This window comes from Paramicrobacterium fandaimingii, assembly GCF_011751745.2.
In the GTDB taxonomy this organism is placed as follows: domain Bacteria; phylum Actinomycetota; class Actinomycetes; order Actinomycetales; family Microbacteriaceae; genus Paramicrobacterium; species Paramicrobacterium fandaimingii.
On sequence record NZ_CP061170.1, the window covers coordinates 2,211,564 to 2,226,858 of the forward strand.

The 15,295-nt window shown below is 63.4% G+C and carries 13 protein-coding genes; 6 read left to right on the forward strand and 7 right to left on the reverse strand.

Annotated elements, in window-relative coordinates; translation table 11 throughout:
• Positions 1 to 3 precede the first annotated feature (3 nt).
• Positions 4 to 1,440: a GMP reductase gene (gene guaB1, locus HCR84_RS10715; RefSeq protein WP_166981153.1), complete on the reverse strand. Its 1,437-nt coding sequence runs from the start codon at positions 1,438 to 1,440 to the stop codon at positions 4 to 6.
• 137 nt (positions 1,441 to 1,577) lie between these two features.
• Between guaB1 and HCR84_RS10720 the strand changes: the two genes are divergently transcribed.
• Together HCR84_RS10720 and HCR84_RS10725 are read left to right on the forward strand one after the other, a co-directional pair.
• A complete protein-coding gene (locus HCR84_RS10720) occupies positions 1,578 to 5,261 on the forward strand; it encodes a multifunctional oxoglutarate decarboxylase/oxoglutarate dehydrogenase thiamine pyrophosphate-binding subunit/dihydrolipoyllysine-residue succinyltransferase subunit (protein ID WP_195706632.1) in 3,684 nt (1,227 codons plus the stop codon).
• Between the two features lie 82 nt (positions 5,262 to 5,343).
• The gene (locus HCR84_RS10725) at positions 5,344 to 7,074 is read left to right on the forward strand and encodes a cation:proton antiporter (RefSeq protein ID WP_166981147.1); all 1,731 of its coding nucleotides are present in this window, start codon (positions 5,344 to 5,346) and stop codon (positions 7,072 to 7,074) included.
• A 21-nt stretch (positions 7,075 to 7,095) separates the two neighbouring features.
• Here HCR84_RS10725 and HCR84_RS10730 read toward each other — a convergent pair whose 3' ends face one another.
• Both HCR84_RS10730 and HCR84_RS10735 read right to left on the reverse strand, forming a co-directional pair.
• Positions 7,096 to 7,335, reverse strand: a complete 240-nt coding sequence (locus HCR84_RS10730; protein ID WP_166981144.1) for a zf-HC2 domain-containing protein — start codon at positions 7,333 to 7,335, stop codon at positions 7,096 to 7,098.
• On the reverse strand, positions 7,332 to 7,943 hold the full coding sequence (locus HCR84_RS10735; protein ID WP_195706633.1) for a sigma-70 family RNA polymerase sigma factor: 612 nt from the start codon (positions 7,941 to 7,943) through the stop codon (positions 7,332 to 7,334). The genes HCR84_RS10730 and HCR84_RS10735 overlap by 4 nt, the downstream gene beginning before the upstream one ends.
• A 97-nt stretch (positions 7,944 to 8,040) precedes the next feature.
• Between HCR84_RS10735 and aroA the strand changes: the two genes are divergently transcribed.
• The 3 genes from aroA to bcp are packed head-to-tail and all read left to right on the forward strand — an operon-like array spanning position 8,041 to position 10,958.
• Positions 8,041 to 9,414 (forward strand): 3-phosphoshikimate 1-carboxyvinyltransferase, encoded by a 1,374-nt coding sequence (gene aroA, locus HCR84_RS10740; RefSeq protein ID WP_166981139.1) that lies wholly within the window; start codon positions 8,041 to 8,043, stop codon positions 9,412 to 9,414.
• On the forward strand, positions 9,411 to 10,451 hold the full coding sequence (gene rsgA, locus HCR84_RS10745; protein ID WP_166981136.1) for a ribosome small subunit-dependent GTPase A: 1,041 nt from the start codon (positions 9,411 to 9,413) through the stop codon (positions 10,449 to 10,451). Before aroA ends, rsgA begins: the two co-directional genes overlap by 4 nt.
• Before the next feature lie 27 nt (positions 10,452 to 10,478).
• A complete protein-coding gene (bcp, locus tag HCR84_RS10750) occupies positions 10,479 to 10,958 on the forward strand; it encodes a thioredoxin-dependent thiol peroxidase (RefSeq protein WP_166981133.1) in 480 nt (159 codons plus the stop codon).
• Positions 10,959 to 10,979: 21 nt separating this feature from the next.
• Here bcp and HCR84_RS10755 read toward each other — a convergent pair whose 3' ends face one another.
• Entirely contained in the window at positions 10,980 to 11,405 is a 426-nt protein-coding gene (locus HCR84_RS10755; protein ID WP_166981131.1) for a hypothetical protein, read from the reverse strand.
• A gap of 176 nt (positions 11,406 to 11,581) precedes the next feature.
• On the opposite strand from HCR84_RS10755, the gene HCR84_RS10760 reads away from it, so the two are divergent.
• On the forward strand, positions 11,582 to 11,830 hold the full coding sequence (locus tag HCR84_RS10760; protein WP_166981129.1) for a WhiB family transcriptional regulator: 249 nt from the start codon (positions 11,582 to 11,584) through the stop codon (positions 11,828 to 11,830).
• Between the two features lie 69 nt (positions 11,831 to 11,899).
• Here the strand turns inward: HCR84_RS10760 and HCR84_RS10765 are convergent, their stop codons facing one another.
• The 3 genes from HCR84_RS10765 to HCR84_RS10775 are packed head-to-tail and all read right to left on the reverse strand — an operon-like array spanning position 11,900 to position 15,291.
• Positions 11,900 to 13,390, reverse strand: a complete 1,491-nt coding sequence (locus tag HCR84_RS10765) for a sensor histidine kinase (RefSeq protein WP_166981127.1) — start codon at positions 13,388 to 13,390, stop codon at positions 11,900 to 11,902.
• Between the two features lie 9 nt (positions 13,391 to 13,399).
• Complete coding sequence (locus tag HCR84_RS10770) at positions 13,400 to 14,659, reverse strand: CpaE/TadZ family protein (protein WP_166981125.1); 1,260 nt, start codon at positions 14,657 to 14,659, stop codon at positions 13,400 to 13,402.
• On the reverse strand, positions 14,656 to 15,291 hold the full coding sequence (locus HCR84_RS10775; RefSeq protein ID WP_166981123.1) for a hypothetical protein: 636 nt from the start codon (positions 15,289 to 15,291) through the stop codon (positions 14,656 to 14,658). Before HCR84_RS10775 ends, HCR84_RS10770 begins: the two co-directional genes overlap by 4 nt.
• Between the last annotated feature and the right edge of the window lie 4 nt (positions 15,292 to 15,295).

Here is a 15,295-nt window from a genome sequence, read left to right on the forward strand (position 1 = left end):
AAATCACCAGGACACCGGCAAGGCTTTCCCCTCTTCGTAGCCCGCTGCCGATTGAACGCCGACAATGGCGCGGTCATGAAAGTCAGACACGCTCCGGGCCCCAGCATAGGTGAATGACGACCGCACGCCAGACGTGATCATGTCGAGAAGGTCTTCAATCGACGGGCGTTCCGGGTCGAGATAGATCTTCGACGATGAGATTCCTTCGGCGAATAACATCTTGCGGGCGAACTCGTATGCGTCGAGCCTGCCGAAACGCTCCTGAACTGCCTTGGTCGACGCCATTCCCCAGCTCTCCTTGTACAGACGCCCGTCTGCGTCTGTACGCAGGTTTCCGGGGCCCTCGATGGTTCCCGCGAACCACGACCCCACCATGACGCTCGCCGCGCCTGCGGACAGCGCGAGTGCGACGTCGCGCGGGTAGCGAATGCCACCATCCGCCCACACATGGGCACCTTGGTCTGCGGCTTCCGCTGCGGTCTCGAGCACGGCGGAGAACTGAGGGCGCCCAACGGCCGTCATCATGCGCGTCGTGCACATCGCGCCGGGGCCGACGCCGACCTTGATGATCGAGGCGCCCGCGTCCACGAGGTCGGCAACGCCGACGGCGGTGACGATGTTGCCTGCGACAAGCGGGATTCCCAAGCGCAGCTCAGAGACGCTGCGCAGGGCGGAGACCATGCCTTCCTGGTGGCCGTGAGCGGTGTCGACGACGAGAACATCGACGCCGGCCGCGGCGAGTGCGCGCGCCTTCGACTGAACGTCGCCGTTGATGCCGATGGCTGCGGCGACCGCAAGCCGGCCGTCTGCGTCGACGGCCGGGGAGTACAAGGTCGAGCGCAGGGCGCTCCTCTGGCTCACTGCGCCCACGAGTTTTCCACGACGCAGAACAGCGGAAAAGCTCAAGTCGGCATCCGCCATGAGGTCGAAAGCCTGTCTGCCCGTCTCGATGTCGTCGGCGTCAAGGGCTGCCTGCGACCCTCGAAGCAGATCGCCGAGACGAGCATCCGGAAGCGCTGTCCCCAGCCGTTTCGTCGGGATGCTGCCGGCGTAGTCGTCGCCGTTCATGATCACGATTCCGTGCCCGTCGACGGCCGGAACCTCCGCCAGAACGTCGGCAACCGTGGAGTCGGGGCTGAACACCGTCGGCGTGTCCCACAGAACAGGCTGGTCTTTTACCCAGCGGATGGCGGAGTCGAGCTCTTGCAGCGGCATGTCCTGCGGCAGCACACCCAATCCGCCCCTCCGGGCAAGCGAGACCGCGAGTCGCGGGCCCGTCACCGAGTTCATATTCGACGAGACCAGGGGAATCGTCGCCGGCGTTCCGTCATCGGGAGCAAGGGAGACGTCGAGACGGCTGACAACATCTGAACGCGAAGGAACGAGGAACACATCCGAGTACGTCAGGTCATGTGCCGGGACTTCACCGATGAATCGCATATCTCAAAGCTACTTGTCCTTCGCCCGCAATGCACGCTCGAGGACGTAGGCTTGGGCAAGAACAATGTGAGGTGCTGCACGTCCCTGGTGCGGTGCCGCGGGTGGCGATTTTTGACAGAGAAGGTAGGCGATCAACGGTGTCAGGCCAGTTGACCGGAGTCGGGGCCGATGGTGGCGCCGCAGCAGATTTTGGGGCAAACGAGTGGCTTGTCGATGAGATGTACGCAAAGTACCTCGCAGACAAGAATTCCGTTGACAAGTCCTGGTGGCCGATTCTGGAGAACTATCGGCCCGTGAGCGGCGAGGCGCCAGCGCCTGCCGAGCGCAGCAGCCAGGCAGGCGCCCCGGCCCCCGCATCGTCCGGCGGTCGCCCTGTCGCCCGCACCACAAGCATCCAGCCGAAGTCGCAGCCGATTCCCGCCGATGCGCCCCAGAGTTCGCCAGACAAGAAGAGCTCAGACGCCGATTCTGGCGACCAGGGCCCTCAAGATGCCGTCACTCCGCTGCGGGGAATGACGAAGGCGCTCGCGGCGAACATGGACCTCAGCCTCACCGTGCCGACGGCGACAAGCGTTCGCACGATCCCCGCGAAGCTGATGATCGACAACCGCATCGTCATCAACAACCACCTCAAGCGGGCTCGAGGCGGAAAGGTGAGCTTCACCCATCTCATCGGATGGGCACTCATTCAGGCGCTCAAGGACTTCCCCAGCCAAAACGTCTACTACGACATCGTGGGAGACAAGCCCAGTGTCGTCGCACCGGCGCACATCGGCCTGGGAATAGCGATCGATCTCCCCAAGCCAGACGGAACGCGCGCCTTGATGGTCCCCGCGATCAAGAACGCAGAAAGCCTCACCTTCGGCGAATACCTTGCCGAATATGAAGATCTCGTAACCCGTGCACGCGCCAGCAAGCTCACAGCAGCTGACTTCGCCGGCGCAAGCGTTTCTCTCACAAATCCGGGTGGAATCGGAACCGTGCATTCGGTGCCGCGCCTGATGAAGGGCCAAGGCTGCATCATCGGCGCTGGCGCGCTCGAATACCCCGCCGAGTTCCAGGGAGCCTCAGAAAAGACGATCGTCGAGCTGGGCATCGGCAAGACGATCACGCTGACGTCAACCTACGACCACCGCGTCATTCAGGGCGCCGGCTCCGGTGAGTTCCTCAAGAAGGTGCACGAGCTCCTGATCGGGCAGCGCAGTTTCTACGAGGACATCTTTGCGGCGCTGCGCATTCCGTACGACCCCATCCACTGGGCACCGGACATCTCCGTTGATCTCAGCGACACCGTCAACAAGACAGCGCGCGTGCAGGAGCTCATCAACTCGTTCCGCGTTCGCGGACACCTGATGGCAGACGTCGACCCGCTCGAGTACGTGCAGCGTGCGCATCCTGACCTCGATATCGCCTCGCACGGCCTGACCTTCTGGGATCTTGATCGTGAGTTCGTCACGGGCAACTTCACAGACAAGCGTCAGATGAAGCTCCGCGACATTCTCGGAGTTCTTCGTGACTCCTACTGCCGCACAACCGGGCTTGAGTACATGCACATTCAAGACCCAGCTCAGCGGGCTTGGATTCAAGGCAAGGTGGAGCGCCCCTACGCCAAGCCGACGCACGACGAGCAGATGCGCATTCTCGGCAAGCTCAATGAGGCGGAGGCGTTCGAGACCTTCCTTCAGACGAAGTACGTTGGCCAGAAGCGGTTCAGCCTCGAGGGCGGCGAGTCTACGATTGCCCTGCTCGACGGAATTCTCCAAGAGGCGACGGAACTCGGACTCGACGGCGCGGCCATCGGCATGGCGCACCGCGGTCGACTCAACGTGCTCACGAACATCGCGGGCAAGACATACGGGCAGATCTTCCAGGAGTTCGAGGGTCATCAAGACTCAAAGAACACCGGTTCTGGCGATGTGAAGTACCACCTCGGAACGGAGGGGACGTTCCGTGCCCTCGACGGAACAGAGCTTCCGGTCTATCTCGCAGCGAACCCGTCGCACCTCGAAGCGGTAGACGGGGTGCTCGAAGGCATCGTTCGCGCCAAGCAGGACCGCCAGCCGATCGGAACATTCCGCACGCTGCCGATTCTCATCCACGGCGACGCCGCGATGGCCGGCCAAGGAGTCATTCTCGAAACCATGCAGTTCTCGCAGCTGCGCGGCTACCGCACGGGCGGCACCATCCACGTTGTCGTCAACAACCAGGTTGGCTTTACGACGACACCGGGCGAGGGTCGCACATCGATCTACTCGACGGATGTCGCAAAGACCATTCAGGCTCCGGTCTGGCATGTGAACGGCGATGACCCTGAGGCGGTCACCCGCGTTGCCCAACTCGCCTTCCAGTTCCAGCAGGAATTCCACAAGGACGTCATCATCGACGTCATCTGCTACCGCCGCCGTGGCCACAACGAGGGCGACGACCCGTCAATGACGCAGCCGCTCATGTACAACCTGATCGAAGCGAAGCGTTCGGTTCGAAAGTTGTACACAGAGGCTCTCGTCGGGCGCGGCGACATCACGCAAGAAGAGTACGAGTCAGCGCACAACGACTTCCAAGACCGCCTCGAGCGCGCCTTCATGGAGACGCACGCGGCCCAGACGAGCTCAACTCCCGTCATCTTGCCAGACACGGACGAAGACGGTTACACGGGTGAGCCCGAAACGACCGGAGTCGACATCGATGTCGTTCACGAAATCGGTGACGCATTCACGAACAAGCCCGCCGGGTTCACAGTGCACAAGAAGCTCCAGCAGCTGCTTGATAAGCGCGTTGACATGAGTCGCAACGGCACGATCGACTGGTCGTTCGGCGAGCTTCTCGCATTCGGCTCTCTAGTGCGCGAAGGCACGCCCGTCCGTATGAGCGGCCAGGACTCTCGCCGAGGCACCTTCGTTCAGCGCCACGCCGTGCTGCACGACCGTGAGAACGGTCAGGAGTGGCTGCCGCTCACCAACGTCTCTGAGAATCAGGCGCGCTTCTGGATCTATGATTCGCTGCTGTCGGAGTACGCGGTCATGGGCTTCGAATACGGCTACTCCGTTGAGCGTGCAGACGCACTCGTGCTGTGGGAGGCGCAGTTCGGCGACTTCGCGAACGGCGGGCAGACGATCATTGACGAGTTCATCTCCTCTGCCGAGCAGAAATGGGGCCAGCGATCCAGCGTCGTGCTCCTGCTCCCCCACGGCTACGAGGGCGCAGGACCCGACCACTCGTCGGCGCGCATCGAGAGGTTCCTTCAGCTCAGCGCCGAGAACAATATGACTGTCGCGCGCCCCTCGACCCCGGCGTCGTACTTCCACCTGCTCCGGAGGCAGGCATACGCCCGCCCGCGCCGTCCCCTTGTCGTATTCACGCCGAAGGCGATGCTGCGCCTGAAGGGTGCAACGAGCGAACTTGAGGACTTCACGACCGGAAAATTCCAGCCGATCATCGATGACGATCGCATCACGGATCCGGCAGAGGTGAAGCGAGTGATCCTGCACGCAGGCAAGGTCCATTGGGATCTTCGCAGCGAGCTCACGAAGAACCCCGACCCACGCATCGCGCTCGTTCGCGTTGAGCAGTACTACCCCGTTCCGGGAACCGAGCTGCGCTCCGTGCTCTCGCGGTACCCCAACGCAGAGATCGTGTGGGTTCAAGAAGAGCCGGAGAACCAGGGAGCGTGGCCGTTCATCTCGCTCGAGCTGACCAAGCACCTCTCGAACAATGCCGTCACGGGCATCACACGAGCGGCAGCCGCATCCCCGGCAACGGGCTCGGCCAAGCGTCACGCGGCAGAGCACACGAAGCTCATCGAGCGCGCGTTGTCGCTCTGAGACACCGACGAACAAAGCGGTCGGGCCCACCGGGCCCGACCGCTTTGTCGTGACCGATCCGCCGTGCCCGTAAAATAGTCCTATGGAATCTGAGCTCGCCCTCTTAAGCGCGGTGGGCGTGCTTGTCATCGTTGTCGTATCGTTCTTTGCTCCAAAGCTCGGCGTCGCCGCTCCGATCGTGCTCGTGCTGCTCGGCGTCGGCGCGAGCTACATCCCGGGAGCTCCCGAGTTTGAGCTGCCGCACGAGCTCATTCTCACCGTCGCTCTTCCGCCGATCCTCTATTCGGCGGCCGTCAACGTTCCCATCGTCGATTTCCGGCGAAACTTCAAGGCAATCAGCGGGCTGTCCGTGCTGCTCGTCATCGTGTCGGCGTTCGTGACGGGGTTCATCTTCTTCCTTCTGCTCCCCGACCTCTCGCTCCCCGCGGCAATCGCGCTCGGCGCGGTCGTCAGCCCTCCGGATGCGGTTGCCGCAACGTCCATTGGAAAGCGCCTCGGCCTTCCCCCACGACTCGTCACGGTGATGGAAGGCGAGGGCCTCGTCAACGACGCGACGGCCCTCGTCATGCTGCGCTCGGCCATTGCTGCCGTCGGCGGCACCGTCACCTTCTTCGGCGTTGTCGGCGACTTTCTCTTCGCCCTCTTCGTGGCCATTGCGTTCGGCGTGGTCATCGGTCTCGTCTCAGTGTGGGTGCGCTCACGACTCAACGATTCGGTGCTCACGACCGCGATCTCGTTCGCTGTCCCCTTCATCGCGTTCGTGCCGTCAGAGGAGATCGGCGCGTCCGGCGTTGTCGCCGTCGTCACCGCTGGGCTCATCACCGGTCATCAGAGCGCACGACACTTTTCTGCCCAAGATCGCATCAGCGAGCGCATCAATTGGCGCACCGCCCAGCTGATTCTCGAAAACGGGGTATTCCTCATCATGGGGTACGAGGTTCACGTCATCATCGCTCGGGTGGAAGAGGGCGGCTTCAGCGTCACAAACAGCATCCTCTATGGTCTGCTTGCGACAGGTATCCTTCTTGTCGTCCGCGTGCTCTTCGTTGTGCCCCTCGTCGGGTCCCTGCGAACCGAGCAGCGACGTGCGCAAGTACAGGGACCCCGGCTCAATCAGGCAATGGAGCGGCTGGCGGCGGCACGACCGGCGGATATCGCACCGTCAAGACGGTGGGACCGCGCGACGCGCATGCTGCAGCGACGACAGGCAGACGCCGACTTTCTCACGTCGGAGGGACTGGGGTGGCGCGGCGCGGCAGTGCTCGGCTGGTCGGGAATGCGCGGAGTCATCACGCTCGCTGCCGCACAGTCGCTGCCGGACAAGACGCCATATCAGCCTCAACTTGTGCTTATCGCGTTCACCGTCGCGATCGTCACGCTTGTTGTGCAAGGCGGAACGCTGCCTCTGCTCATCAGGCTCCTCGGAATCAAGGGCTCCGATGCCCTTGCCGATCGCTCCGAGCTTGCCGGGTTGATTGATGAGATTGGCACGATCGGCGGTGCTCTTCTCGATAACCCTGAATTGCATCAGTCAAATGGGCGACGCTACGACGAGGCGATCATCGCGCAAGTACGAGTCGACACCACAAGAATCTCAGAAGCGATGTCAGAGTCGCTGGGCAGCGACGAGCCAGGTCCCCACGAGCAGAGGCGTGCACTCAGGCGCATGGTGCTGCAGGCCGAGCGCGCAGCGCTGCTTGACGCACGTTCTCGCGGCGTCTACAGCTCCCGCGTGCTCGAGCGTGCCCAGGCCATCCTCGACGCGGAAGAGACCCGTCTCGGTCACATGGACGGCGATTCAGGTGCCCACTGACGAAACGGGCGGCGGCTGGACTCAGTGAGCGGTCGCCGTGCGCAGCCGCTCGATCACCTGGGCGCGAAGCTCCTCCGGAGCTGTCTCCCTGCAGGCACGCTGCACCGTCTCGGTGAGCGTGCGCGAGAGCAGCGCCTCGCGCGTGCAATCGGCGCAGTCGGCCAGGTGCTCGCGAATATCCGACGCATCCGTATGGCAGATCTCGTTTCTCAGAAACTCTTCGAGATCTCGCCGTGCTTTTGCGCAGCCACAGTCAGTCATTTCGTGCTCCCTGCCGTCGGAGCCGTGATGCCCCGCGCGACGGCGTAATCAGTCAGTCGGTCGCGCAGCATTCGGCGGCCACGGTGCAGCCGGCTCATCACGGTACCGATGGGACTCTTCATAATCTCGGCGATGTCTTGATAGCTGAAACCCTCGACATCGGCCAGGTAGACGGCAAGACGGAAGTCTTCGGGGATGTCCTGCAGCGCCTGCTTCACCGCGCTGTCAGGCATGTGGTCGATCGCCTCGCTTTCGGCGGAGCGATGTGTGCTCGCCGTCGTTGACTGCGCTCCCCCGAGCTGCCAGTCCTCAAGGTCGTCGATCGCGCTCTGATACGGCTCGCGCTGCTTCTTGCGATACAGGTTGATGTACGTGTTCGTCAGAATGCGGTACAGCCACGCCTTGAGGTTTGTTCCCTGTTTAAACTGCCCGAAGGCCGCGTACGCCTTGACGAACGTCTCTTGGACGAGGTCCTGCGCGTCTGCGGGATTCTTCGTCATGCGCATAGCAGCTCCGTAGAGCTGATCAAGAAACGGCAGAGCCTGCTCTTCGAAGAGGGCGTGGGACTCGTCCCTCGCCTGTGGTGTTGGTTTTTCGGGCACAGTCATCACTGCTAAGTCTACGTCGTGCACGCTAGCGCGTTCGAGAACTGCACTTGTCGTCATATGTGTACCTCCGCAGATTTCGCCGATACATTAGATAACGATGTTTGAGTCGAAATATTCCGGTCCAGACGACCAGCTTGCGGGCGACCGCCGTCTCATCGACGGTGAGACGCTCTGGCCTGCGCCAAAGGCGGACGGCCCGATCACCTCGCGCGTCTCGCTCCCCGGCTCCAAATCGCTTGTCAATCGCGAACTCGTGCTCGCCGCGCTTGCGTCCGAGCCCAGTCTCTTGAGAGCACCGCTTCATTCTCGTGACAGCCAGAACATGGTCGAGGCGCTTCGTGCACTCGGAGCGCGCATCGACGAGGTCGAGGCGAGCGGAGAGTACGGTGCGGACTTTCTCGTGACGCCGGGCGAACTGACCGGGTCGACGACAATTGAGTGCGGTCTCGCCGGAACGGTCATGCGCTTTGTGCCTCCCGTTGCCGCCTTGGCCCTCGGTCCGACGACGTTCGACGCCGATGATGCAGCACGGGGCCGGCCCATGGCAGCCGTTCTCGACGCCCTCCGCGCGTCAGGAGTCGATATCGATCCCGGTGCCCGTTCGTTGCCCTTCACCGTGCACGGCAGCGGTTCTGTCCCCGGAGGCGACGTCAGCGTCGACGCCTCGGCGTCGAGCCAGTTTGTCTCAGCGCTCCTGCTGTCGGCCGCCCGGTTCGAGAACGGGATCGTTCTTCGTCACACGGGCGAGAAGCTTCCCAGCATCCCTCACATCGATATGACGATCGCTGCGTTGCGCGAGCGAGGCGTCGATGCATCGTCGCCAGAACTCGGAGTCTGGCGTGTTTCCCCCGGAGAGATCGCGGGGCGCGATGTCACTATCGAACCCGATCTCTCCAACGCGGCGCCCTTTCTTGCCGCCGCTCTCGTTGCCGGAGGTTCGGTGACGATTCCGAACTGGCCAACCGAGACCACACAGGTGGGTGCAGATCTGGCCACTCTGCTTGCGGAATTCGGGGCACACGTCGAGCTCACGGCCGATGGAAACCTGACGGTGACGGCGGGAGAGCGCATCCACGCCGTCGATCTCGACCTGAGCCACGCCGGCGAGCTGGCACCGACGCTCATCGCGCTTTCCGCCTTCGCCGACGGCCCCTCTCGTTTTCGAGGAATCGCGCATATTCGCCACCACGAGACCGACAGGCTTGCCGCTATCGCCACCGAGCTGACGAATCTTGGCGGGAATGTCACAGAGCACGAAGACGGCGTCACGGTGCGGCCGCAGACCCTCCACGGCGGCGTCTGGAACACCTACAACGATCACCGCACCGCGACGGCCGGTGCACTCGTCGGCATCGCCGTTCCCGGTGTGGAGATCGTCGACATCGCAACGACGGCGAAAACGCTTCCGCAGTTCACATCGCTCTGGGACGCCCTCGTCGCATCTGGAACGACAGGCAACACACGCTCATGAGCTGGTGGGACGTCGACGACGATGACGACGAACAACTCCCCGATGAGTCAGACATTCGCGTGCGCCCGAGCCGCCGCGGCTCGCGGCCCCGAACAAAGACGCGGCCCGCTCACAAGGATGCCGTCATCGGCACAGTGCTCGGCGTCGATCGCGGCCGCTATACGGTGCTGCTCGATGAGAATCGGACGAGCGAACGGGAAATCACCGCAAGCAGGGCCTCCGAGCTGCGAAGGCAGCCGATCGTCAACGGGGACCGCGTCGATGTGGTGGGCGACGTCTCCGGCGAGCAGGGGACTCTCGCTCGCATCGTGCGCATCAAAGAGCGCTCGACCCTCTTGCGCCGCAGCGCAGACGACACAGACGAGGTCGAGCGCATCATCGTGGCAAATGCCGACCAGATGCTCATCGTCGTCGCCGCGGCAAACCCGGAACCGCGTGCGCGTCTCGTTGACCGGTACCTCGTCGCCGCATTCGACGCCGGAATCACTCCCCTGCTCGTGATCACCAAGACCGATCTTGCCCACCCTGCCGACTTTATGACCTTGTTCGCCGGGCTGCCGCTGACGGTGCTGACAAGCCGCACCGATGACATGCCGGTCGCTGAGATCGCCGAGCTGCTCGTCGGGCACTCAACAGTTTTCGTTGGGCATTCGGGGGTCGGCAAGTCGACACTCGTCAACGCGCTCGTACCCGAAGCGCATCGCTCGACGGGGCATGTGAATCGGGTAACGGGACGCGGCAGGCACACGTCGTCGTCTGCGGTCTCCTACCGGTTATCGCACGACGGTCGCTCAGGCTGGATCATCGACACGCCCGGGGTTCGATCATTCGGCCTCGGTCATGTCGACACAAGCAACATCCTCCGGTCATTCCCCGATCTGAATCGCCGTGCCGATGAGTGTCCACGGGGGTGCACACACCTGCCAGACGCCCCCGATTGCGCACTCAACGAGGCATCACAGGCCGGCGAGCTTGATTCGGTGACGCTTCAGCGTCTGGATTCTCTGCAGCGACTGCTCACGACCTTCGCCAGCTGACAGCCCAACGGAGCATAGGCTGAAAGCATGACTGATTACCCGCGTCTCTCGGCAGGCGACGCCGCACCCCATTTCACTCTCACGGATCACAACGGCGGCGACGTATCGCTGTCAGATTTCTCTGGCGAGAACGTCATCGTTTACTTCTACCCCGCGGCAATGACTCCGGGCTGCACAACCCAGGCCTGCGACTTTCGCGACAGCATGACGAGCCTGCAGGCAGCCGGGTATCACGTGATCGGAATTTCGAAAGACGACCCGGAAAAGCTGTCCCACTTTGCCGAGCGCGACGCGCTGCCGTTCCCGCTTCTGTCAGACCCCGATCAGGCCGTGCACAAAGCGTATGGAGCCTTTGGACCGAAGAACAGCTACGGGCGACTCCTCACCGGCACGCTGCGATCGACAATCGTCATTGACGGCTCGGGTCAGGTAGCGCTCGCGCTTTACAACGTGAGGGCGACGGGACACGTGAAGATGCTGCGACGCAAGCTCGCCATCGACGCGTAGGTCAGTGCTCGTCACCGATCGTCACTGCTTCTCCGGGCGCGAGTGTTCGATGACCGAGCGCGTCAGCAGCAGGATGATCACTGCGAGCGCGGGCAGCAAGAGTGCCCAGCCGATGGTCGGCTGCGCGAAGATGCCTTGAAAAGCTCCGATCGCAAGGGCGCTCTGAAGCACCTGCCAGGTGAGCGCTGCGGCTCGTGACCATTGCCGGCCGCGCCAGAAGGCGACCACGATGGCGATCAGCCAGATCGCCGCGACAACGGCGAGAACCGTGAGCGCGATTGCCGAGTCGTATCGGTCGGGTCGCAGGGTGAAAAGATCGACGATGAGCATGCCTGAGACGACGACGAGAGCGGCAGCCTCGAGCCCAAGCAATGCTGCCGTCACAACGACGGCGCGTGATCGCTTACCCGAATCTGATGACGCGGCGGTGTCGAATTGGTTACTCACAGAAATATCCCATACAAAACTATTGATCGATTCTGGCGGATATGCGAACATTGTGCAGGCCGAGTTTTTCGTTCACAGGGTTGTGAGCAGGCCCCAATCGGTGGGCCTCCCCCTCGACTCGGCCATTCCCTACGGTCCAGTGAGACCAATTCTCGCATGAAATAAGGAGCATACCCATGGACTGGCGCGACAAGGCCGCCTGCCTCACAGCTGACCCGGAGCTATTTTTCCCGGTAGGTAACACCGGCCCGGCCGTCGACCAGATCGAAAAGGCAAAGGCCGTGTGCGCAACGTGCACCGTCACCGAAGTATGCCTTCAATATGCACTTGAGACCAGCCAGGATTCCGGCGTCTGGGGCGGACTCAGCGAAGACGAGCGTCGGGCTCTCAAACGTCGGGCCGCACGCGCCCGCCGTGCCTCCTAGCAAATCCCTGCGAAACGGGGCCGGTGCTGACACAGCATCCGGCCCCGTTTTCACTGCGCGATCTCGCACTCAGCTCGTGATGAACCGCAGAGGAACCTCGATGGTCACCTCGGTGCCCTCTCCGACGACGGTGTGCCAGTCGATCGTGCCGCTCAGCTCGCCCTGAATCAAGGTGCGCACGATCTGGGTGCCGAGGCCTTGGCCCACGCGCCCCTCGGGGAGGCCCGTTCCGTTGTCACGCACGGTCACCGAGAGAACCTCCTCGGTGCGCTCCGCCTGAATCTCAACCTCGCCAGAGCGCCCGGCGAGCCCGTGCTCCACGGCATTCGTCACCAACTCGGTCAGGGCGAGCGCGAGAGGTGTTGCGTACTCGCTCGGCAGAACACCGAAACGACCGGATTTGGTGGGCCGCACGGTTGTGTTGTGCGCGGAAGCCACCTCCGCGATCAGCATGAGCACCCGCTCGAACACGTCGTCGAAGTCAACATCCTGAGACAGACCTTCTGACAGCGTGTCGTGCACGACGGCGATGGCCGTCACCCGCCGCATCGCCTGCGTCAGCGCGTTGCTTGCCTCGTCGGAATGTGCCCGGCGAGCCTGGATGCGCAGAAGCGAGGCGACAGTCTGAAGATTGTTCTTCACCCGGTGATGGATCTCGCGGATCGTGGCATCCTTTGTAATCAGTTCCCGTTCACGGTGGCGCAGCTCCGTGACGTCTCGGCAGAGCACGATGGCGCCCACGCGCCCGCCGCGTACACGCAGTGGGATCGAGCGAAGCGAGATTGTGACGCCCTTCGATTCGACATCGGTGCGCCAAGGTGCTCTGCCGGTGACGACGAGAGGCAGTGACTCGTCGATCTCTTGCTGGTCACCCAAAATCTCCGTCGTCACATCGGCGAGTGATTCGCCCTCGAGCTCATCTTCAAACCCCATCCGGTTGAACGCCGACAGCGCGTTCGGGCTCGCGAAGGTCGTCGTGCCCTCCACGTCGATGCGCAGCAGGCCGTCTGAGGCTCGCGGCGCGCCCCGTCTGGGGCCCGTTGGAGCGGAGAGATCCGGAAAGTCGCCACCGGCGATCATGCCGAACAAGTCGGCGGCGCAGTTGTTGAACGTCAGCTCTTGACGGCTGGGGGAACGGGTCTCGCTGAGGTTTGTGTGGCGTGTGAGCACGGCGATCGGGCCGGGCGTCGTCACCGTGCTCTCTGAGGTGAGACGCCGGACGACGGGAACCGCGACGACCCGGGTCGGAGTTTCTTCGTACCAGTCTGGTGCCGAGGAGTCGATGATCTCGCCACGTGAAAAGGCCTCGGTCACCTGAGCCCGCCACTGCTGCTTGACCTTCTGCCCGACGAAGTCTCGGTAGAAGAGCGTTGCTGCGCTCGACGGGCGGTAGTGAGAAACGGCGATGAAACTGTCGTCGTGAGTCGGAACCCACAGCACAATGTCGGCGAAGGCGAGATCAGCGAGCAGCTGCGCATCTTCCACCAGCATGTGCAGCCATTCAACATCCGCTTCATCAGAGCGGCCCTGAGCGAGAATCAGTTCACTGAGCGTCGACATTGCACCAGTTTATGGTGAGGACGCCGCTCGCCCGGACACGTGCCACGCCCGGGTGTGCCGCGTGCGAGAGGCCCGGGTCTTTCTCTCGCGGCGCGTCGTCGGCACAGCCGCTTCAGGCATCATGCCTCGGGCGAGCCCTCTGACGGAGGCGACGACAGGCGAACGAGGAGAAACCTCGCGCAGCGACCTGCCCTCAAGCAAAGCCGCGTCTGCCGCTCGCTCGTCGTTCCCGATGAGAGTTGGCTTGTCAATGACGCCAAAGCGCTGCAGCGTCGACGTGATCTGGCTGGCGGCCGCAAGCCCGACGGGCCCCGAACGAACGCGGTTCATCACGGTGTGCACCGGAATTCCGGCGGCGACCTCGAGCAGCTCCGCGTGCGACCGAAGGTACCGGCTGATTCCGATGGGGTCTGCACGCCCGATGGCGAGCACGCGATCTGAGGCGCGCAGCGCGGCAAGCGTCGCCGCATTGCGCCGCGGCGCGAACAGGTCGCTGGAGATCTCTTCATCGCTCTCAAGGCTGAAGCCCGTGTCTATGACGACATGGTCGGCCCAGAGACGGCACATCTCGATGGAATCCGTGACGCGAGACTGCGTGAGCTCGGGCCAGCGCGATGAGCGCGTGAGGCCCGTGAGCACCGAGAGCGACCCGTGTGAGACGGGATAGCGCTCGCTGATGCGATCCAGCTCGTCGTGCGTCAACGCGCCCTGTCCAGCAAGACGACAGGCCGCAGCGAACCCCGGCGACTCATCGAGCATTCCCAGCATCTGGGCGATCGATGCACTCCAGGTGTCTGCGTCGATGAGACACACCCGCCCACCGAGTTCGGCAAGCTCGACGGCGAGCGAGATTGCGATCGTCGTTCGTCCGGGAGCGCCCGCGGGCCCCCACACGGCGGTGACGACCCCGCGGGCCGCCTCGTCGCGCCCGACATCGAGATCGGGGCCCGCGAGAGACGCCTCGAACTGCGCAATGCTCGCCCCGACGTCGACATGCTCGCGGAGCCCGAGCCGGGCAATGTGGCGGCGCTGCGTCTCGTCTGAGCACACCGCGACAACGCGGCATCCGGAATCATCACAGTGTGACAGCAGTTCTGCGGTCATCACATCGCCGTCAGCGATCAGGGCATCTGGCTGTGTGCGGGCGATGACCTCCGCGACATCGTCGAGCGGCCCAAGCCGAGCCAGCACGTCATGGCCGCGCTCGAGCAGAGGCTCGAGAATGCGCTCCTCGGTTTTGCGAGCCACGGCGAGCACAAGACGAGTCATGCGATGCCCGCCCCCGGAACAATCGACAGGGCATGACCGTTCGCCTGCGCGCTCAGCACCGTCGCCACGTCCCCTTTGGGAATGAGAATTTCGACGCTCGTGCTCTGCTGCCCGACCATCGCGTCATCGGTCACGACTCGGGCCACGACGGCCCCATCGACGATCACCGTCGGCTGGCCGAACCCGTTCTGCTCGTTTGGCGCGGCGGCCCAGATGTCGACACGTGCGCCCACAGCGACAGATTCAGGGAGCTCCCCCGTTATGTCGATCACAACAGGAGCGACGGCGCTCGCGGCTGCGTCGGCGATCGCCGACGCGGGAATGAGCTCACCGTCACCGACCGTTCGAACGGTGACGAGGTCGCCTTCTGGCAGCTCCCCTTCGCGAATGTACCGGCCGTCGAGCGATCCGAGGCTGACGCGGGACAGAGTCAGATCGTCGGTCATCACGTGTGCCCCGGCAGGCAGCGTCGCCGCCGCGGCGTACACGGGCACCGTCTGGTCTTGGGAATCGACGACGAGCCAGACGCCGGTTACCGAGATGATCACGAGCACAAGCCCGATGATGAAACGCGGGTCAAACCAGAATCGCCGTCGTGTTGTCCGCGCGGCGGACCTCGGTTGGTTCGGCATGCAG